General features: G+C 59.6%; 15 protein-coding genes and 3 pseudogenes. 12 read left to right on the top strand and 6 right to left on the bottom strand.

Annotation, left to right across the window (positions count from 1 at the left end; genetic code table 11):
- The first annotated feature begins 14 nt into the window (after nucleotides 1–14).
- The 4 genes from J5289_RS20815 to J5289_RS20800 are packed head-to-tail and all read left to right on the top strand — an operon-like array spanning nucleotide 15 to nucleotide 4,751.
- Nucleotides 15–491, top strand: coding sequence for a (2Fe-2S)-binding protein (locus J5289_RS20815; RefSeq protein ID WP_209207389.1), 477 nt, complete (start codon nucleotides 15–17; stop codon nucleotides 489–491).
- Nucleotides 488–1,468, top strand: coding sequence for a xanthine dehydrogenase family protein subunit M (locus J5289_RS20810; protein ID WP_209207390.1), 981 nt, complete (start codon nucleotides 488–490; stop codon nucleotides 1,466–1,468). Before J5289_RS20815 ends, J5289_RS20810 begins: the two co-directional genes overlap by 4 nt.
- Nucleotides 1,465–3,750, top strand: coding sequence for a xanthine dehydrogenase family protein molybdopterin-binding subunit (locus J5289_RS20805; protein ID WP_209207391.1), 2,286 nt, complete (start codon nucleotides 1,465–1,467; stop codon nucleotides 3,748–3,750). Before J5289_RS20810 ends, J5289_RS20805 begins: the two co-directional genes overlap by 4 nt.
- Nucleotides 3,751–3,806: 56 nt before the next feature.
- Complete coding sequence (locus J5289_RS20800) at nucleotides 3,807–4,751, top strand: XdhC family protein (RefSeq protein ID WP_257625513.1); 945 nt, start codon at nucleotides 3,807–3,809, stop codon at nucleotides 4,749–4,751.
- Nucleotides 4,752–4,784: 33 nt separating this feature from the next.
- Here J5289_RS20800 and J5289_RS29400 read toward each other — a convergent pair.
- Nucleotides 4,785–5,049: pseudogene (locus J5289_RS29400) on the bottom strand (integrase); the annotation flags it as partial.
- Between J5289_RS29400 and J5289_RS20795 the strand changes: the two are divergent.
- From J5289_RS20795 to J5289_RS20770, 6 genes and pseudogenes are all read left to right on the top strand, one after another.
- Nucleotides 5,036–5,212, top strand: coding sequence for a hypothetical protein (locus J5289_RS20795; RefSeq protein ID WP_209207393.1), 177 nt, complete (start codon nucleotides 5,036–5,038; stop codon nucleotides 5,210–5,212). The pseudogene J5289_RS29400 and the gene J5289_RS20795 sit on opposite strands and share 14 nt — an antisense overlap.
- 108 nt (nucleotides 5,213–5,320) lie before the next feature.
- Nucleotides 5,321–5,875: a DUF6883 domain-containing protein gene (locus J5289_RS20790; RefSeq protein WP_209207394.1), complete on the top strand. Its 555-nt coding sequence runs from the start codon at nucleotides 5,321–5,323 to the stop codon at nucleotides 5,873–5,875.
- Between the two features lie 680 nt (nucleotides 5,876–6,555).
- Nucleotides 6,556–7,728 (top strand): glycosyltransferase, encoded by a 1,173-nt coding sequence (locus J5289_RS20785; RefSeq protein WP_209207395.1) that lies wholly within the window; start codon nucleotides 6,556–6,558, stop codon nucleotides 7,726–7,728.
- Between the two features lie 163 nt (nucleotides 7,729–7,891).
- Nucleotides 7,892–8,935: pseudogene (locus tag J5289_RS20780) on the top strand (glycosyltransferase); the annotation flags it as partial.
- 77 nt (nucleotides 8,936–9,012) lie between these two features.
- Nucleotides 9,013–12,243: a glycosyltransferase gene (locus J5289_RS20775; RefSeq protein WP_247750739.1), complete on the top strand. Its 3,231-nt coding sequence runs from the start codon at nucleotides 9,013–9,015 to the stop codon at nucleotides 12,241–12,243.
- A complete protein-coding gene (locus tag J5289_RS20770; protein ID WP_209207397.1) occupies nucleotides 12,240–14,495 on the top strand; it encodes a glycosyltransferase family 4 protein in 2,256 nt (751 codons plus the stop codon). Before J5289_RS20775 ends, J5289_RS20770 begins: the two co-directional genes overlap by 4 nt.
- A 171-nt stretch (nucleotides 14,496–14,666) precedes the next feature.
- Here J5289_RS20770 and J5289_RS20765 read toward each other — a convergent pair whose 3' ends face one another.
- The 4 genes from J5289_RS20765 to J5289_RS20750 all read right to left on the bottom strand — a co-directional run bounded on the left by J5289_RS20765 (nucleotide 14,667) and on the right by J5289_RS20750 (nucleotide 17,546).
- Nucleotides 14,667–15,164, bottom strand: coding sequence for a ferritin-like domain-containing protein (locus tag J5289_RS20765; RefSeq protein ID WP_209185738.1), 498 nt, complete (start codon nucleotides 15,162–15,164; stop codon nucleotides 14,667–14,669).
- A gap of 271 nt (nucleotides 15,165–15,435) precedes the next feature.
- Nucleotides 15,436–15,792 (bottom strand): hypothetical protein, encoded by a 357-nt coding sequence (locus tag J5289_RS20760; protein ID WP_209207398.1) that lies wholly within the window; start codon nucleotides 15,790–15,792, stop codon nucleotides 15,436–15,438.
- Nucleotides 15,793–15,809: 17 nt separating this feature from the next.
- On the bottom strand, nucleotides 15,810–16,628 hold the full coding sequence (locus J5289_RS20755) for a Ku protein (protein WP_209207399.1): 819 nt from the start codon (nucleotides 16,626–16,628) through the stop codon (nucleotides 15,810–15,812).
- 12 nt (nucleotides 16,629–16,640) lie between these two features.
- A complete protein-coding gene (locus J5289_RS20750) occupies nucleotides 16,641–17,546 on the bottom strand; it encodes a Ku protein (protein WP_209207400.1) in 906 nt (301 codons plus the stop codon).
- 377 nt (nucleotides 17,547–17,923) lie between these two features.
- Here J5289_RS20750 and J5289_RS29750 point away from each other — a divergent pair.
- Nucleotides 17,924–18,033: pseudogene (locus tag J5289_RS29750) on the top strand (exodeoxyribonuclease III); the annotation flags it as partial.
- A 20-nt stretch (nucleotides 18,034–18,053) separates the two neighbouring features.
- Nucleotides 18,054–18,665, top strand: coding sequence for an alpha/beta hydrolase (locus J5289_RS20745; RefSeq protein WP_209207401.1), 612 nt, complete (start codon nucleotides 18,054–18,056; stop codon nucleotides 18,663–18,665).
- 45 nt (nucleotides 18,666–18,710) lie between these two features.
- Here J5289_RS20745 and J5289_RS20740 read toward each other — a convergent pair whose 3' ends face one another.
- Nucleotides 18,711–19,415: an SOS response-associated peptidase gene (locus tag J5289_RS20740; RefSeq protein WP_209207402.1), complete on the bottom strand. Its 705-nt coding sequence runs from the start codon at nucleotides 19,413–19,415 to the stop codon at nucleotides 18,711–18,713.
- Between the last annotated feature and the right edge of the window lie 179 nt (nucleotides 19,416–19,594).

Raw genomic sequence — 19,594 nt, 5'->3', positions numbered from 1 at the left:
AGTGAGAACCCATTATGGCCGGAACGCTTCAAATTTTATTGGACATCAACGGACAATCACACGAACTCTCCATAGAGCCGCGCGTCACTTTGCTCGACGCGCTTCGCGATCATCTCTGCCTGACAGGCACCAAGAAGGGCTGCGACCAGGGGCAGTGCGGTGCTTGCACGGTTCATGTGGACGGCCAACGGGTGCTCTCCTGTCTGACGCTCGCCGCCCAGGTGGAAAATCGGCAGATCTCAACGATCGAGGGGCTGGCCGGGGAAAATGGTGAACTTCACCCAGTTCAGGCAGCTTTCGTGGATCAGGATGCGTTTCAATGCGGATACTGTACCCCTGGCCAGATCATGTCGGCTGTCGCCTGCATCCGGGAAGGTCGCGCCAGATCCGACGCCGAGATCCGAGAATACATGTCCGGCAATCTCTGTCGATGCGGTGCATATAATAGCATCGTCGCCGCCGTGCGCAAAGCAGCGGAGACTGGCGCATGAGAGACTTTTCCTACGTACGTGCGACCTCCATCGACGAGGCGCAACAGGAAGTCCAAAGCGGTGCGGTCTTCCTTGCAGGGGGCACCACGCTTCTGGACCTCGCCAAGTGCGGTGTGGCCGAGCCGGAGCGCGTGGTCGACATCACGCACCTTGCTGGGCTGGACGGGATCGACGCCGATGACACGGGTGTCAGCATCGGCGCTCTTGCCAGGATGGCGGCCGTCGCAGACCATCCCCATATCCTTTCCCATTTTCCGGCAGTGGCACAGTCTCTCTCGCTTGCCGCCTCCGCCCAGCTCAGAAACATGGCGACGATCGGCGGCAACCTTCTTCAGCGGACCCGCTGTTCATACTTCCGAGAGCCGGGCGCCTTTATCGCGTGCAACAAGCGGAGTCCCGGGTCAGGCTGCTCGGCCATCGGCGGCGTGACCCGCAACCACGCGGTGCTCGGCACGAGCCCAAATTGCATTGCCAGCTATCCGGGCGATCTGGCAATCGCCCTCGTGGCCTTCGACGCTGAGATCAAGATCGGCGAACGAAGCGTGGCGATAGACGAATTCTTTCTGCTGCCGGGCTCGACGCCGCAAAGGGAGACTTTGCTGGAAACCGGCGAGATGATTACGGCCGTGACGATTCCCGCCTCTCCGGCAGCACGAAATTCGACCTATCTGAAAGTCCGCGATCGCCAATCTTACGAGTTTGCCGCAGCGAGCGCGGCCGTCGGTATCGAACTGGAAGCGGACGGCAAGACGGTGCGCGATATTCGTATCGCGCTCGGCGGTGTTGCAACAAGGCCCTGGCGCGCACGCGCGATAGAGGCCACACTCATCGGCAAGGTTCTCGATGTAGCATCCGTGGAAGCCGCCAGCCGACTTACAATGGAGAATGCGCTTCCGCAGGGCGGCAATCAGTACAAGATCAAACTCGCGCCGCGTGTGGTCGCGCGCGCCATTCTGACCGTGGGAGGTCTTCTGTGACGATAATGGAACCCCGCAAGCATGGCGATGCTTCCGACGGCATGATCGGCGGACGGCATTCGCGTTTCGAGGGCACGGTGAAGGTTACCGGAGCCGCCACCTACGCGCTTGAATATCCGTTTGAAAATCTAGCGCATGCAGCACTACTGCAAAGCACAATTCCGGCGGGTCGAGTCCTTGCGGTTGACACTGCACAGGCGAAGGCCATGCCTGGCGTTCTGCTGGTTCTCACGCCTGAGGATGATTTTGGACTGAAGGTCGCCTCCGACTGGTACGGGAATCGCCCGGAAAACCAGAACTACAATCCCCTGCCACGCCAAGTTCGCTTCAATGGCGAGACCATCTGCGCTGTTGTGGCAGAGACGCAGGAGCAAGCGACAGAGGCAGTCAAGCTGATACGGGTTACCTACGAAGAAACGCCCGCAGTGATGGGCCTCGACGACCCCAATGCCGGTCAGGGCAAAGTCATGGACAATCTGACGTCCAAGTGGGGAGATGCGGAGAAGGCGTTCGCCAGCGCACAGGTCAAGATCGACGTCGAGTACCGAACGCCACGCGAATTCCACGTTGCCATGGAGCCGCATGGGCTGACGGCGAAATGGGACGGCGATACGCTGACTGTCTGGGAGCCGAGCCAGTGGGCCCAGGGAATGGCGCGCAGCTATGCCGAGTGGTTCGGCTTGCCGCTTGAAGACGTCCGGATCATATCCCCATTCATTGGCGGCGGGTTCGGTTCGAAAGGTGCAGCGCTTGCCTACGGTGCTGTTGCGGCTGTCGCAGCAAGAAAACTCGGCCGTCCGGTGAAGCTGGCGGTGACCCGACCGCAGAACTTCACAAGCTACGGTGGACGGGCGGCGACGCGCCAGCAGATCTCGCTAGGAGCGACCAGCGACGGACTGCTGCAAGCGATCATCCATCGCGGTGCGAGCGAAACGTCAGTTTATGTCGACTATCCCGAGCAGACGGGCGCAGCAACGGCAGTGCTTTACAAGGTGGCAAACTTCAGCTCCGAACATCGGGTGGTCCCCGTCAACACTGTGACGCCTGGCGCGCTCCGCGGCCCTGGCAAGAACCCCAGCGCATACGGCATCGAATGCGCCGTGGAGGAACTTGCCTATGAGATCGATATGGATCCGCTCGAACTGCGCCTTAAGAACTATGCCGACCACGATTACCAGTCCGGAAAACCCTGGTCGACGCGTCGCCTGCGGGAGGCCCTCACGGAGGGCGCGGACGCTTTCGGCTGGTCGGGACGTAGCCATCAGCCTCGGTCCATGCGGGAGGGCAGGACATTGGTCGGCTGGGGAATCGGGTGCGGCACGTTTCCTGTTATCCGGGCGCCAAGCTCGGCGATGATACGCATCCTTGGCAACGGCCGCGTGGAGGTGATCAGTAGTGCCATCGATATGGGGCAGGGAACCTATACGATCCTTGCCCAGACAGCGTCCGAGGCGCTGGGCGTTCCCGTCAGCCAAATCGATGTCCTGCTTGGCGACTCGCGGATGCCGGGATCGGCGATTGCCGGCGGATCGATGCTTGCTGGGTCGATCACTGGTGCCGTCCACAAAGCAGCGATCGCTGCGCGTGACGAGCTCATCGAACTTGCACTCAATGACGCCAATTCACCCCTTCGCGATACCGGCGCAAACACGTTGACGCTCATCAACGGACGGCTCGGCTCCGCGCGAGGCGGCGAATACACGCTTTCGGAATTGATGTTGGCCCTTGGGAAAGAACATTTGGAAGTTCTCCGCAACACGCTCGACGACGCCGCACAATCGGCCGCCGACCACAAGCGAGCCTGGACGACAATGGCCGGTGTCCAAGGGCCGACGATGGGCGACCATTCCATGCACAGTTGGTGCGCGCATTTTGTCGAGGTGAAAATCGACGAGGATTTCGGCACGGTTCGCGTTTCTCGCATCGTATCGGCCTTCGATTGCGGTCGTCTCTACAATCCACGACTTGTGGAGAGCCAATGGCGCGGCGGGATCATCATGGGCATCGGCCAAGCTTTGCTCGAAGAGGGCCTTGTCGATCGGCGCAACGGCAGGCTCGTCAACAATAATGTTGCCGATTACCTCGTGCCGACCAATTCGGATGTCCCGGATATCCAAGTGATCTCTGTCGGTGTCCCCGATCTGGATGCGTCCGCGTTGGGAGGAAAGGGGGTCGGTGAAGTTGGTATCGTCGGCGTGGCGCCCGCGATTGCAAATGCTGTCTTCCACGCGACGGGAAAACGAGTTCGTGATCTCCCCATCACCTTGGAAAAGTTGCTCTAGCTTCAGATTGTCAGTCCAAGCGATGCCGGACGCAAATCCAGCGGTTGCTCAATTCGATGAAAGGTCTGCAGATGTTGAGCTCATGCAGCGTCACTGCGCCAATCGTGCCTAAAAAGGCTCTTATGACCGATGACGCCATAAAAATAATGGAGTTTGCTGCTCAATCCCTCGATGCTGGACACGAAGTGGCCCTTGCAACGCTTGTTGATATTCGCGGAGGATCCGCGCACCCGCTCGGATCCCACATGGCGATCCGCGATGACGGCTTTTATTGCGGTTTCGTGTCCGGCGGATGTACGGAGGCGGCGGTTGCATCGGAGGCGATGGAGGCGATTTCGAGAGGTTGCGATCGCAACCTTCTGCTGGGGGAAGGATCGCCGTTTTTCGATATCGTCCTTCCCTGCGGTGGCGGCATTACGGTTGCAATCCATGTCCTTCGTGAGAGCGTGGCCTTATGGTCCATTCTCGCCAGGCTTGGAAAGCGGCTAACGGCAAGCCTCTGCTATCAACCTGACACCCAGCGGCTGATTGCGACAGAGACGTTCGAGCCGACAGGCTGGAGGGGACAGACGTTCATCACGCACCATCGCCCGCGTGTCCGGGTAGTTCTCGCCGGCCGGTCGGTCGAGGCCGATGTCACCGCCAGAGTCGCTACGGCTGCAGGGTATGACGTCTATTGCTACGACGGTAGCGGGCCGGCGCTTTCACCAGAAATTATCGATGCCGACACGGCTGTATCGCTCCTCTATCACGATATCGAGTTTGAAATCCCGGTCTTCGAGGCGGTGCTGCGTTCTAGGTCGTTCTACGTCGGTGCGCTCGGGAGTGCGCGCACACATGCCAGACGTGTTCAACGGCTGGAAGAACTCGGGTATAGCCGCGGCGAGATTGCCCGGATCAAATCTCCGATAGGCCTTTTTGATAAGGCCAGAGATTCACAGTCTCTGGCGCTCTCGGTTTTGGCCGATATTGCCGCACGGCGGCTCTCGGAGGAGCAATGAAGCCCTCTAGGCTGATCGAAAGTCACTTAATCGTTAAAGTGGTCGTGCCACCTTACCTGTTCGCCGCGTAGGGTTGTTGTAATAGCGCAATAGCTGGACGCTTGCTGAACGGATCGGTACCTCGACTGCTCCATGGCCTCGGGAAGGGGAACGCCACGATTGGCCGCCTCGGTCAGATAACCCGATCGCAAGCCATGCGCCGAAAACTCTCCAGCCCGGCCAGCGCGGCCCGGTGCTTGACGATATCATTGACGGCCTTCGGATCGAGGGCGCAACGGGACACATTGCCCCACCGAGCACTGGTCTCGGCCGCAAACGACACCGACGATCTCAAGAACGCCACGCCAGCCCAGCCATCAGCGGTTCTGAACGGCCTGAAGGACGCTATCGGCGTGGTCGAGCAGGGCCAGGGGAACGCCACAGGTCTCGAAAACGCGCTGACCGGTTCGGAACCGACCTAACTCCAACTTCTCCAAAGTCTCACCGACGCCATCTCGACGACGGCGGGCACCAACGGGTCTGCGCTCCGGCAGTTTGCAATTCAAAACGCCGCACTCGTCGACGGACTGATGGCAAATACCGCCTTCACGCAATCGGTCGGCAAGCTCATCCAGGTCGAATACATAATCGCGGTCGGAGCCGCCGCAGCGCTTCCAGTGGCGCAAGATCTCGCCGCCATGTGCAGCTTGGGAGTTCAGGCCTGTGCCGCACAGGCTAATGTAATCTTCCAAGACATCGTCGCCTCAATTCCTGAGCTTGGCGGCACTGGCGTCGGACTCGTCGGCATCAGCGCGCTAGATAAGGAGGCTGTTGATCAAGCGTTGACGAAGGCTGCTGCAGAAAATATCGCTGTCGATGTTGGCTTCGACACCTCAAATCTTGAGAGCAAGCTGAAGAGCTACCTGCTCGATTCGACTCATCCGCAAAACCAGGGCAAGGCAAACTGGTTCAATCGGACCCTAGGATTTGATCAAAGCAATTGGCAAGACTTGGCTTCCCAGCTACGGTTCGATCCTGCAACGGCGGTGTCCACCAAGACTACCCCCGTGCGGCCAGACATTCGAGCAAACCATACCGATTACCCTCGCCAACGGAAAAACGATCGACACCAGAATTCTTCATGAAAGTATACGCTTGAACCAGAGATGGCCAGGTAGTTTGCGCACGACTTTGAAGGCGTGCTTGCGGCCAGGAATGCGCTCGTAGGCCTGTTGCCGTAGGCGAAGAATTTTATGACCGCGTTGTCGTCGATGGCCAGTCCATCCGTTGCAACGCTCGAAAACGAATGATTAGGAGCGCATTGTCGGATGCTTGCGACGGCTTAACGCAGACATCAACATCCGCCGATGCTTGGTCGCTCGGATTGTTTGTCTTTTCACGGTTGAAAACTTTGGGAAAGATTACTGACATGCCTATCCACCTCGATGAATGATCCATCTCGAGTTAACAACGATCTGAACGCGGGGTTCCGAGATCGACACATTTTATGCTCGTGGAGAACTGCAACGCAGGGGGTAGCTTTTCTTCGTGTCTTACGTGACGATCGTCGGGAGTAGGAGATATGGTGGCTGTAATAAACCTTAATTCCATTGTTCAGTAGATAATTGCTCAACAGATAATGTCCCGGAACTAATTATTCTAAAAGTTGTTTTGAGAGCAACACAGCGATGAGGGCCAGCAATCGTGGAATGCGTCCGGGTGCTCCGGTCGCGGCTGATGTCTCGGCACTGTAGGATCGTTCGGTCGTATTGCTGGCGCGGCTGCGGCGTTGCCCTCTCCAACCCAATGAAGGAACGGCCAAAATATGAGGCCAAGACGTCTGGTTGTTATAAGTGACTTTCAAAGTGGCGAATATCTCGGTGGATCGGTTGTGCCGGTTTCAGAGTTCTACCAGCAATGGATCTCGGGCAGTCGTGGGAAGAGCCCAAGAGGCACCGGTCGGCCGGATCACGTCGAGGTAAAGGGTGGCTATATCGAGAGGTTGCCGCTCGCTGCCCTGCACAGCGGCCTTGTGGACTGCGCGGAGATCTGGACCCACTGGCGCGGAGAGACGCCGCCGCTTGATCGGGAGGACGCCGACAGCCCCTGGCTTACCCGCCGGTCCTTTCGGCTGGATGGGCCGGATGCGCCTTTCGCCTCGAACGACATGCTTGCCCACATAAAAGCCTTTGGACCGCCGGACATCCTTTGCGTCTGGGGGCTTGGGGTTAGCGAAGACATTCTTCTCGCCTGCCGCGACAGTTTCAAGATCTACAATTCCATCGATGCGCCGGCGCTTCGCATCCCATTTGAGGTCAGTCGCCATTTCGATCTCGTGCTGACCGGCGCCGAATGGCAGTCCGAGGCAGTGCTGGCCCGCCATCCGGAAATGCAGACAGCAATCATGCCGGTCGGCCCCGAATTCGCATCCGATCTGACGTTTCGGCCGCTACCCCTACCAAAGGTCTACGACGTCATTTATGTCGCGGCAGCACAGGCTTACAAGCGTCACGACATCTTGTTCGATGCGCTGGAGAAGATGCCGCGCAGCATCCGGACGCTGTGCGTCTTCGGCTACGGAGAGCTTGCGGACGACCTGCGCCACCGGGCCGACACATCGGGTCTGAACGTCGATTTCGTCGGGCCACCCGGTGTGGACTTTGAGGAGGTCAATCGGCTGATGAACCAGTCCCGCATAGGTGTCGTGTGCGGCATCGATGACGGAGCGCCCGCCATCCTCACGGAATATATGCTGGCCGGCATCCCGGTGCTTGCCAACGATGCGCTAAGCTGCGGACTGCAATACATCACCGATCTGACGGGGGCGACAGCCAGCGGCGACCGATTTCACGAGGGCATTTCCGATATGCTGGCACGCCTGGATACCTTCACTCCGCGCGAGATCGTTCAGGCAAACTGGACATGGCCTCACACCATCAGGAGGCTCGCGCCATTGCTGCAGAATTTCGACAGGGCGGCTTTCCAACGTTGGAACTAAGGGATTACTAGCTGGTTGCAGGTTTCACTACTTGAAGAGGAACCCCATGAACCTGCTGCATCCCCTACCGCGCACCTCGGAATCCCGCATTCTGGACAAGGCCCCCCTTGTCTGTTTCTCTCACCTCCGGTGGGATTTCGTGCTGCAGAGACCGCAGCATCTGATGCAGCGATTTTCACAGCAGCGCCAAGTCTTCTTCTTCGAGGAATACATCCCGACCGACCATCACCTTGCCTATATCGAGATCCATCCGTTTGCCGGCACGACCGTCAAAGCGGTCCGTCCGAGGATCCCCCATTGGTGGACCGAGGCGGATCGGCAGGAAGCGCTTGGCAACCTGCTGGACGAACTGCTCGAGCTGCATGGTGGCGTGAAACCCATCCTCTGGTACTACACGCCGATGATGTACGCCTTTTCCGCGCACATCGACGCTGCGGCGGTGGTTTACGATTGCATGGACGAACTTGCTAATTTCAAGTTCGCACCCATGCAGTTGAAAGACGCTGAGAGGGCGCTGATGGCGCGTGCGGATGCCGTGTTCACTGGCGGCTTGAGCCTTTATGAGGCAAAGCGAGACAAACATGACAACATCCACGCCTTTCCCTCCAGTGTCGATATCGAGCATTTCCGCGCCACGCGCGACGGCATGACGGAACCGGCGGATCAGGCCGCAATCTCGGGGCCGAAGCTCGGCTATTATGGGGTGATTGACGAAAGGCTTGATCTGAGCCTCATTGCTGCTGTCTCCAGGGCACGACCGGATCTCTCGCTCATCTTTCTCGGTCCTGTCGTCAAGATCTCTGATGAAGAACTGCCGCGCGCGGCCAATATCCACTATCTCGGTCTCAAGTCCTATGCCGACCTGCCGGCCTATCTTTCCGGCTGGGACGTCGCTCTCATGCCGTTCGCGCTGAACGAGGCGACACGCTTCATCAGTCCGACAAAGACGCCGGAATATCTCGCAGCAGGACGACCGGTGGTCAGCACCTGGGTAACAGATGTTGCACGTGCCTATGGCAACCTCGAGGGAGTTTTTCTCGCCACGGGCGCGAAAGAGTTCGCTGACGCCTGCGACAGGGCGATTGCGCTGGCCGGCGAGGGCAGCGACTGGCTCGGCGACGTGGATGCGATGCTGGTCCGCTCCTCCTGGGACAAGACCTTCGATCTCATGTCGGAAATCGTGGCACAATCGATCTACTCTAGCGCCAGGAGGCAGGTCCACCCGTTGACGCATCATCCCCTTGCAGATGAGTTCGGCGCGACAGTCGCGGTCGGGGGCAAGTAATGCCCCGCATTCTTCTGGTAACCGACAGTCTCGATCCGTCGGGAATGGGAGAGCACATGCTTGCCCTTGGCCGTGCCCTGGACAAGCAATGGGACGTGACCCTGGCGCTCTTGTCGGGAGAACGAAGCCCGTTACTCACCCGCGCCCTGCGGCACGGTCTGAGCGTAAAACGCCTCAACTCGAAAGATGATTTTGCAACCTGGCTGGGCGGAAAGCCCTTTGATCTCCTGCATGTACACGCTGGTATCGGTTGGGAGGGGCATTGGCTTACCGCTGCGGGAATAAAGCGCGGCATCCCGGTCGTCCGTACCGAGCATCTTCCTTACCTCCTCACCGATGTCGAACAAGTCGACGAATACCGCCGACAGATCGAAGCCATCGGCCACCACATCGTCGTCTCAGACGCCTCCCAGGAGAGCTTTGTCGGTCACATCGCTGGCGACAGGCTGAGCGTCGTCAGGAACGGCATATACCCGCTTCAGCCGCAGGAATCTGCAACTGACGTCAAATCAGAGATGGATCTGGATGGCCGCACTGTTCTCCTCACGGTGGCGCGGTTTTCGACCCAGAAGGATCACGCGACGCTGTTGCGCGCCATGCCGGACGTTATCGCCGCTCATCCGTCGGCCACGCTGCTTCTCGTTGGCTCCGGCGATGAGCAGGAGGCCACCGAGGCGCTCGTCTCGACGCTTGGGATTTCGGGCCATGTACGCTTCCTCGGCCAGAGACAGGATGTCGCAGACATTATGAACATCGCCGATCTCTTCGTGCTTCCATCGCGATTTGAAGGCCTGCCGCTGGCGGTTCTCGAAGCCATGTCGCTCGGCATCCCCGTCGCAGCCACACGCGTCGGCGGCACCGTAGAAGCACTCGGCGAGCATCACGAACTCTTCGCCACGGCGGGTGACCCCATATCCCTCGCGGCGGTCATTAAAGCGGCGCTTTCCGACCCCGACCGGGCAGCACGCACGGGCGGAGCGGGCCGCGCACGCTTCGCGACCAACTTTTCCGCGGCCCGGATGGGAGCGGAAACGGCCGCAATCTACGACCGCGTTCTGCAGGAGCCTGCAATAGCTAAGCAAAAGGATACAGCCATGAAAAAGACGCGTCTCGCCTTCATCGGCGTCGGAGGCATTGCGCAACGGCATCTGGACATTCTCGCCACTTTCGAAGACGTTGAACTGGTGGGCTTTGCCGATCCCGACCTCGAACGCGCCGACCGTGCCGCCATGCGCTTCGGTACACGGTCTTTCCGGCACCACAAGGACATGCTCGACGAGCAGCGCCCCGACGCGGTCTATGTCTGCGTACCGCCTTTTGCGCACGGCGAACCCGAGCATGACCTGATCGCGCGCGGGATTCCCTTCTTCGTCGAAAAACCTGTGTCGCTCGACCTTGAGACGGCAGAGGCGATTTCGGCAGCAGTGGCGGCAAAGGGCATCATCACAGCGGTCGGCTACCACTGGCGCTATCTTGACACCGTTGACGAGGCGCGGACGTTGCTTGAACACAACCCCGCGCAGCTGCTGTCCGGTTACTGGCTCGATTCCACGCCGCCGCCGCAATGGTGGTGGAAGCAGGACAAGTCCGGCGGACAGATCGTCGAGCAAACAACCCATCTCCTCGACCTCATCCGCTTCCTGATCGGCGACGTCAGAGAGGTCTACGGCCGCGTCGGACACACCGACAGGGCCGAATTTCCGGGCCTCGACGTGCCGACGGTGACAACGGCAAGTCTGACCTTCGAGAGCGGCGTGATCGCCAACATCGCCTCGACGTGCTTGCTCGGCTGGAACCACCGTGTCGGCCTGCACATCTTTGCCGACCGGCTCGCCATCGAATTGACCGACCGCGACATCATGATCGACACCGGGCGAGGACGGCCGACCCGCGGCGCCGACGGCGACCCGGTCTGGCGCGAGGACCGCGATTTCATCGATGCTGTCAGCGGCGGTGAAAACCGCATCCGTTGCCCCTATGGCGATGCCGTGGCGACGCACCGTCTGGCACTCGCCGTCATGGCATCTGCCGAGAGCGGCGAACCCGTCCGTCTCGACATGCCGGAGACCACGCGGCCGGCGCCGGCGCCCCTGCAGTTCCAGCCGCGTCCGGAAGCGCATCACGGAATGCCGCCCGGCCACCGCATGATCCGCTCGCTCGGCGTCGAGGGACCAGGGCGGCCCTATTTCTTCGAATACGAGGAGGGACCACCGTCCGATGGCCAGGTGAGGCTGGAGACACTTTTCACCGGCCTGTCCGCAGGGACGGAGCTTACCTTCCTCAAGAACACCAACCCCTATTTTCGGTCGCGCTTCGACAGTGATCGTGGCGTGTTTGTCGGTAACGAAGCAGATCTCCACTATCCGGTCCCGTTCCTCGGCTACATGGAAGTCGCGCGGGTATCCGAATCACGCGCGACGGGTTTTGCCAAGGGCGCCATCGTTGCCTCCGCCTATGCCCACAAGACCGGCCACACGGCCAACCCCTATCACGACGTGTTGATCCCAATGCCTGACGGCATCGATCCTCTCCTCGGCGTCCTCGTCGCCCAGATGGGTCCGATCGCCGCCAATGGCATTCTGCACGCCGACGCATTGTCCTATGGCGCCCATGTCCCGGCGCTCGGGGCAGGCATTAAGGACCGGCCGGTTCTCGTCATCGGTGCTGGCACCGTCGGGTTGATGACGGCCCTCTTTGCGCAAGCGCTCGGGGCGTCCGACGTCGTTATTGCCGATCCCTCCGATTTTCGCCGAAGCAAAGCAGAGGCGATGGGCCTGACGGCGATGACCGAGGACCAGGCCTGGAACCACGCGAAAGCCCGCTGGCATGATGGAACCATGGGGCGCGGTGCCGATATCGTCTTTCAGACGCGTGCCCACTCGGACAGTTTGCACACGGCCCTGAAGGCGCTGCGTCCGCAGGGTACTGTCATCGACCTTGCCTTCTACCAGGGCGGTGCGGATGCTCTGCGGCTCGGCGAAGAGTTCCACCACAACGGCCTCAACATCGTCTGCGCACAGATCAACCGCGTGCCGCGCGGCCTTGCCCCCTTGTGGGACAGACGCCGGCTCGCTCTGGCAACGATCGACCTGCTGAAGGCGAGGGGCGGCGACATCCGTGAGCATATGATCACCCATGTCATCCCTCTGGACGACGCACCGGGCTTTCTGACCGACCTTGTCGAGAACAGGCCAGACTTCCTGCAGGTCGTCTTTCAGGTGGCCCAATGAGTGCGGGCGCCCCCCCAACCAGGATCCTGTTCGTCTTCGCCTGGCTCGTCGTCGGCGGAGAGGAGACGGAAGTGCTTCTCCTTGCCGAGCACCTTGATCGGCGCCGCTATCGCATCGACGTGGTCGCTTGCTTCCGCAAGGAGGGGATGCCAGAGCAGACCCATGACCAGCTGCGCGCCCTCGGTGTGGACGTCGACACCGCGCCTTACCAATTGTCGTTCGATGATACGGTCGGCTACCTCGCCGACAAGGCAGCGGGCTACGACATCGTCGTCTCCTGTCAGAATGTCGCGGACATCTATCCGGCGCTCGAGCGGATGCACCTGCGACCGTTGCTGATCGAACATGGCGGCCTGGTATCGGAGGCGCTGGCCGGACCGAAACACCTGACGAGCCGCTATGTCGGCGTGTGCCGGTCGATCCGAGACGCCGCAGCGTCGAGCATGCCGGGGCGTGAGCAGCACGCCATCGAGATCCCTTCGATGGTGGATCTGACGGCGTTCGAGACGACCCGTCGCGCTCACTTGCGCGCCGGCCTCGGGATTACGGACAGCCAGACGCTGACCGGCTGGGTCGGGCGCCTGGACCCAAAGAAAAATGTCGCCGATTTCATCGAGGCCGCGGCACTGGTCTCGGCCGAAGATTTGAGCGCCCGCTTCGTCATCGTCGGCGGCCCCGATGCGTTCATGCCGGACTATGCCGATGATCTCCGCAACCTGGCGCTTGAGCGCGGTCTCGGCGGCAAGCTCGTTTTTCTCGGCGACCGCAAGGATATCGCCGAGCTACTGTCGGCATTCGATATCTTTGTCTGGCTGTCCAAGGGCGAGGGCATGCCGCACGTGATCGCGGAAGCCGGTGCTGCTTCGCTGCCCGTCATTGCGACGCCCGACAACGGCGCGCTGCAGCAGATCGATGATGGTATATCCGGCCTTTTCGTACCCTACTACGATCCCGCTTCCGTGGCCAAAAAGATCGCCGAGCTGATCGCCAATCCCCAAATCCGCCGCCAGCTCGGCTCGGCTCTTCGCCGTAAAGTCGAGGACACCTACTCCGTCGCAAAGGTACTCCCGCAGTGGGAGCAACTTTTTGCGGAAGTGCGTGCCGAGCGCAGGCCAGCGGAACCCACGAGCCTCTTTAAATCCTTCCTGCAGGGCGGGTTTGAGTGCTCCACTCACAGATTGCGGCCGCGCGGAGGCGAGGTTTCAGGCCGGCGGCTAGACGTGATCCACTCAATCGGACATGACCGATATGCGGAACAGGATTACCAGCAGCTGGCCGGCTTCGGGATACGTACCGTGCGAGACGGCTTTCGCTGGCATCTCATCGACCGTCACGGCCGTTACGATTGGTCAAGCATTCGGCCGATGCTCAAGGCGGCGGCGACAACAAAGACCCAGGTGATCTGGGACCTGCTCCATTACGGCCTGCCGGACGACGTCAACATCTGGTCACCAGCATTCGTAGACCGTTTCGCACGTTTTTCTCGGGAATGCGCGCGCATCGTTCGAGAGGAAACCGACGAAATACCATTTTACTGCCCAGTCAACGAAATCTCGTTTTTTGCGTGGGCCGGCGGTGACGCCGGATACCTTAATCCATTTGGCAATGGTCGAGGGTTCGAGTTGAAAGTACAGCTCGCGCGCGCCGCTATCGCGGCCATGGATGCCATCCTCTCAGTAGATCCTCGAGCACGCTTCGTCCACTGTGATCCGATCATCAACGTCGTCACCGACCCATCGCGCCCTTGGGAAGCCGGTGTGGCGGGCGGTCACCACCAATCACAATTCCAAGGCTGGGACCTGATCTCGGGCCGCATGTGGCCACAGATCGGCGGAACAGAACGCTATCTCGATATCATCGGCGTAAATTATTATTTCAACAACCAGTGGATCCACGGCGGTCTGCCGATTGATCACGGCCATCCTCTTTACAAGCCCCTCAGCAAGCTTTTGGCGGAAACCTACGCCCGCTACGGGCGACCCATCCTGATAGCGGAAACCGGGATCGAGGATGACCGGCGCGCATCGTGGTTCCAGTATGTGTCCGACGAGGGCCAACGCGCACGCCAGTTGGGCGTTCCTCTGGAAGGTCTTTGTCTCTACCCTATTGTCGATCACCCCGGGTGGGACGACGAACGACCCTGCAAGAACGGTCTCCTGTCGTCGAACGTCACGCCGACAGGTCGTGAGGTACATCAACCGCTGTCGGATGAATTGACAGCGTCACAGAAACGAATTGCGACAAGCTCTTGATGATCAGCTCGTACGCTTCGCCCAGAACGCGCCCCGGGTCGCGGAGAATTCCGCGACCCGAGATAGTTCTATGTTTGCCTGGCTGTATTATGGCGGACCGATACGCAGCTATCCGCATTCGTTCCAATCCGCCGAACTTGGCAGTGGCAGTTGATCACCTTCCTACAAAAGTCAGGCTTCGGCTTTCTGGTTCACGACCTTAGTCGCGATCGAGGTCAGAGCGATGTCTGTCGCCTGCTCCTCATCGAGCGTCGTCTGGAGCAATTTCGCCGCGTCCTTCATACCGAGTTCAAGCGCCCAGGTGCGCAGCGTGCCGTAACGCGACATTTCATAATGTTCCACAGCCTGCGCCGCGGCGAGCAAGCCTGCATCGAGTGCCGGAGAGCCTTCGTATTCTTCCATGATCTCGGCACCTTCCTCGGTGATGCCCATCATCGCATCGCATGTCTTTTGCTCCGGCTTCTTGCCGATAATCTTAAAGACTTCCTCAAGGCGCTCGACGTGGACTTTGGTTTCAGCGAGGTGTTTGGTGAAAGCGTCCTTGAGCTGTTTGCTTTTGGCGGCGTCATGCATCTTGGGGAGGGTCTCGACGATCTTGTTCTCGGCGAAATATACGTCCTTCAGTGTGTCGTGAAAGAGAACGTCTAGGGTCTTTGCTGCTTTGGCCATGGTCGGGCTCCTAATACATGGGGTTGTTTCGCCACTGCGGGGTCGCCGGGCGGCTGAGAGGTGCGATTGGATCGGGCGAATATGATACTGTTATCGATGATCTGGTGGCGACTATGCCGGACGTTGTGATCGCAATCACAGGTCCGTAATATTTGAACTTGCGGGAGAGTGGGATGTTCCGCACTGAGCGGAACCTCGAACCATTTTTCTCAGGCGTGACAAGAGGGGCGGATGCCATCACTCATATGCCAGCCAGTTCGTACCGAGATGATCAAACCGGATTGGCGGTAAATTGGGGCAAAAGGTGGCGTGATCCCGAAGCGAGATTGCGAGCCACACGTCCCGATGCCTGGCGAATGGGTTCCGAAACCAACCACAGATCGACATCTTCTTCCTGCACCCAAATCCGATTGTGTGAAAAGTCTTTGCGAGCAAGGTGTTGTTCAGCAATGGCGAGATACAGTCCGGCGTGGCTTGTCAGGTTCTCGACTGTCGCATCGAACTGGTGGGTTACCGCCTCCAGAGCTTCACGTGTTACGACGACAACCCAAAAAAGCTCGCCATCGGTCGCGAGAAGATGACCGTTCTCGCCGACGACGATCGGTTGGTGGCTCAATTCCAGGGTCATCTCGCTTCTCCTTTACGTTAGGCGCGGCGGCCGCTATCGGCGTTGGCCTTGATGCTGTTTCTCAGGGCGTCCATGATGTTAATGACATTGCCGGAAGGGGCAGGGGTCGCCACAGCAGGCTTCGCCTTCACGGTCTTTTTCAACGCCTTCTTCTTGAGCGCGATCAACTCCAAAAGTTTACCCTGCACAGGATCGACGACCATCTTCGGGTCCCATGGTCTGGTCTGCTGCTTGATAAATTGCTGGACGAGCGGCATCATCTCGGGATCGGCGACCTCTTCCCCGACACTCGCGAAATAGAGGTCTTCGTCACGGATTTCGTCTCCGTAGCGTAGCGTCCAAAGCACGATGCCCTTGCCACGGGGCTCGAGCATGACCGTCCGCTCCCTGCGAGAGATCACCAGCTTCGAAATTCCAACCATCTTCTGCGCCGCCATGGCGTCCCTAATCACCGAGAAAGCTTCCTGGCCGACCGGGTCTTCCACCGAAAGGTAGTAGGGCGTCTCCAGCCACACCCACTGGATCGTGTCTCGCTGCGCAAAAACCTTGATGTCGATTGTCTTGGTGCTCTCAAGGGCGACGGCGTCGAGTTCGTCGTCCTCGAGCATGACGTATTCGTTCTCGCCGCGCTCGTATCCCTTCACCTCGTCGCCATCGGCTACTTCCTTGCCCGTGACTGCGTCGACATAGTGGCTGACGACCCGGTTCTGGGTTGTCCTCGACAGGGTATGGAACTTAACCTTCTCACTCTCGGTCGTCGCGGGCATCATCTGCACGGGGCAGGTGACCAGGCTGAGCTTGAGATAGCCTTTCCAGTAGGGATGTATCGATGCCATGGCGGTCTCCTATCAGCCGGCGCGACGTTGTGAGGCCGAAGCAGCTTTGGCTTTCGGTGCGGTGGCACGGGTCGCCGTCTTCGAGCGCTTGGTGCCGACGTTGCCGTTCGCGGCGGTCCGCTTCGGCGCGTTCCCGGCGGCTGCCAGCATACCAGCGCTCTCGCGCAGCGCTTGGAGGAGATCGGTCGGCTCAGATACCTTGACCGCTTTCGGTTTCGGTAGCGTGCGGCCCTCCATCTTGGCCTTTACGAGTTCGGCGAGCGCGCTCTCGTAGCGATCGTCAGCTTCGCTGACGTCAAACGTTCCCTTTTTGGTGCCGATGATGTGGGAGGCTAACTCCAGCATCTCTCCCTTAATCTCCAGCTCCGGCATGTCCTCGAAGGCTTCCTTTGATGAGCGTACTTCGTAATCGAAGTTCAGCGTGGTCGCGATCAGTCCTTTGCCGTGCGCGCGGATAAGGACTGTGCGCATCCGGCGGAAGAGGACAGTCTGCGCGATTGCGGCGACCTTGGCCTCTTTCATCCCGTCGCGCAGCAGGACGAACGCGTCCGCTCCCATCTTGTCGGGGGCGAGATAGTAAGGCTTGTCGAAATAGACGTCGTCGATCTCCTGGCACGGGATGAACGAGGTTATCTTCAGCGTCTTGTCGCTCTCGGGGACAGCAGCGGCCACTTCCTCGGGCTCAAGCACTATGTACTGGCCGTTATCGATTTCGTAGCCTTTGACCTGGTCGTCGCGCTCAACGGTTTGGCCAGTCTCGCTGTCGATGAACTCGCGCCGAACGCGGTTGCCCGTCTTCCTGTTCAACGTATTGAAGGCGATCCGGTCGGAAGCAGAGGCGGCGGTATAAAGCGCCACCCCGCATGCGACTTCGCCGAATTTGAGAAAGCCCTTCCAGTTAGCTCTAGGTGCTGCCATGACGCGATACTCCAACTCACAACTTCCGCGAGTCAATCGAATCCGGGATGATTCGTTCCGCGTCAAAACGAATCAATTTCAGCGATTTGCAGCATGTCCAGCGAAGAATTCAACGTCCACAACTTAGACCCATGAATCCAATGCATCTTTTCGGCTCGACGTGCGTTTGCCTCGACTACAACCACAGTGGAGTCCTCATGCTCAAAGCGCGATCTGATCAAAACCGGAACCGACAAGCGAAACGTCTGCTGCGATGAAGACCGTTGATTCAAGGAGAGCCTCGACGTCGGCCAATCATTGTCTGCAGACGGGTGGCACAAGGCAAAGGGGGACGCCCAACTTGGACAGGGAGACTAAGGTGACCATAAAGTCAGCAAGTGAAGATCGCGACTTACAACGTGAACGGCGTCAACGGTCGACCCGACGTGCTCCTCGATGGCTGGAGACGGCGTCGCCCGATGTCGTTTGCCTGCAGAAACCCAAGGCATCGATAGGCTGACATAGAAGATGAGCGTCTCATTAGCATCATCCCAGCAGCGGCTCGTCATCCTACTGCATGGGATGGGTCGAAGCGGTTCCTCCATTATGCCCATTGCGGGCCCGTGGCGACGGACATTGCCCAATACGCGGTTCGCCGCTCCCGACGCTCCGTTTCCTGGGGCACAGGGTGGACATCAGTGGTTTCGAGTGGATGGACAGGAGTTGCGCCCGGATCATGTCGATTTCGTCCGTGAGGCTTTCGACGAGCTGATCTCGGAAGTGGTAACACGCGAAGGCTTCGAAAACGCGCTTGACCGCGTTGCCTTCGTGAGCGTCTCGCAGGGGTCCCTTATGGCGCTAGACGCGGTGGCCTCCGGCCGGTGGCAGATCGGAGCGCTCGTGTCCTTTGCGGGGTTACTACCAATTCGTCCGGCGGTGATGTCGAACCGTATGCCTATCCTTCTGATCCACGGACAAGACGATTCCAGCATACCAGCCCGGGCCTCGAAGGCAGCCGCCGGACAGTTGCGGACTGCTGGCTTCGACGTTGAAATTGAAGTTTTGCCAGGGGTCGGCCACACGATATCCCCTGAGGGTGCGGAGATGGCCCTTGCCTTCCTCAGGAAGCAGTTCGCTTAGGACCATCGACCGCGCCCCAGCTCGTCTCATCTCCTGTTTTCATTTTCAAGCGAACAGGTCTGCTGTCTTAGGTGGCAGTCCTCCAAGGCCTCCCACGGCTGTGTACGGCGGCAAAACCATCATGCTTTCCTCGGGGAGGGGCCGCTGGAGCTTCTTTGCCTCCCACCACGGCGCGGTCAGCCAGAGTTTGCACTCTTCTCGCGTCGTCAGCATGACTGGCATAGCCTTCGGATGTATCGGCTTAACGAGCGCATTCGGTCTGGTCGTCAGGAATGCGTAGATGTCATGTTCGCCGTGCCGGGGCGCCTTGATCGGCCCTCTGGCACCTTTCCATCGCGTGTGAATGCCAGCTAACGCAAAGACGGGTTGATCCTCGTTGACAACGAACCAGCGCAGCGGCTTCTTGCCCGTGGTCGGATCGGCAACCTGTTCATATTCCGAGAACGCCGTCGCAGGAACCAGGCAGCGGTTGCCAATGCCCAGCCACTGCTGCCAATGCGGTATCCATGTCTTGCGAATATTGGTCACGCCTCTGTCGGGTTTGTCCTCACGATGGATCTCCGGTGTCGGCATGCCCCATGTGCTCATGGCCAGCTCGCGCTCGCCACTGGCGTCGAGGCGGGCGATTGGGCCAGGACGGTCGGGGTGTATGTTTAGCGACGGCTCGAGGTTGCCCGCACGGAAGTGTGTAATCGAGATGAGGTCGCGGATGGCCGCCTGGTTGGTGGTAAGGTTGTAGAGGTTACACATCGCGACATTCTCCCATTCTCTTGGGAGCTAGCTCCGGACGGCTATTGATCAAGCGCGACGCGTCGGCCTCCACCCGGCGGCTCGACCCCAATTGATGCAGCCGTAAATGCAGAGCTTCCGAGGTCGGCCGGACCATGACCCGGATCGCCGTCTATTCTCTGGAATCCAAAGTGGGTCCT

The sequence above is a fragment of the Rhizobium sp. B230/85 genome (assembly GCF_019355735.1).
Lineage (GTDB): Bacteria > Pseudomonadota > Alphaproteobacteria > Rhizobiales > Rhizobiaceae > Rhizobium > Rhizobium rhododendri.
Note: the sequence above shows the minus strand (reverse complement) of the source record. Positions and strands in the feature narration are given on the sequence as shown.

Coding starts and splice junctions, on each gene's coding strand:
- J5289_RS20815 (WP_209207389.1), top strand. CDS start 15: ATGGCCGGAACGCTTCAAATTTTATTGGACATCAACGGACAATCACAC.
- J5289_RS20810 (WP_209207390.1), top strand. CDS start 488: ATGAGAGACTTTTCCTACGTACGTGCGACCTCCATCGACGAGGCGCAA.
- J5289_RS20800 (WP_257625513.1), top strand. CDS start 3,807: ATGAAAGGTCTGCAGATGTTGAGCTCATGCAGCGTCACTGCGCCAATC.
- J5289_RS20790 (WP_209207394.1), top strand. CDS start 5,321: ATGGCAAATACCGCCTTCACGCAATCGGTCGGCAAGCTCATCCAGGTC.
- J5289_RS20785 (WP_209207395.1), top strand. CDS start 6,556: ATGAGGCCAAGACGTCTGGTTGTTATAAGTGACTTTCAAAGTGGCGAA.
- J5289_RS20775 (WP_247750739.1), top strand. CDS start 9,013: ATGCCCCGCATTCTTCTGGTAACCGACAGTCTCGATCCGTCGGGAATG.
- J5289_RS20770 (WP_209207397.1), top strand. CDS start 12,240: ATGAGTGCGGGCGCCCCCCCAACCAGGATCCTGTTCGTCTTCGCCTGG.
- J5289_RS20765 (WP_209185738.1), bottom strand. CDS start 15,164: ATGGCCAAAGCAGCAAAGACCCTAGACGTTCTCTTTCACGACACACTG.
- J5289_RS20760 (WP_209207398.1), bottom strand. CDS start 15,792: ATGACCCTGGAATTGAGCCACCAACCGATCGTCGTCGGCGAGAACGGT.
- J5289_RS20755 (WP_209207399.1), bottom strand. CDS start 16,628: ATGGCATCGATACATCCCTACTGGAAAGGCTATCTCAAGCTCAGCCTG.
- J5289_RS20750 (WP_209207400.1), bottom strand. CDS start 17,546: ATGGCAGCACCTAGAGCTAACTGGAAGGGCTTTCTCAAATTCGGCGAA.
- J5289_RS20745 (WP_209207401.1), top strand. CDS start 18,054: ATGAGCGTCTCATTAGCATCATCCCAGCAGCGGCTCGTCATCCTACTG.
- J5289_RS20740 (WP_209207402.1), bottom strand. CDS start 19,415: ATGTGTAACCTCTACAACCTTACCACCAACCAGGCGGCCATCCGCGAC.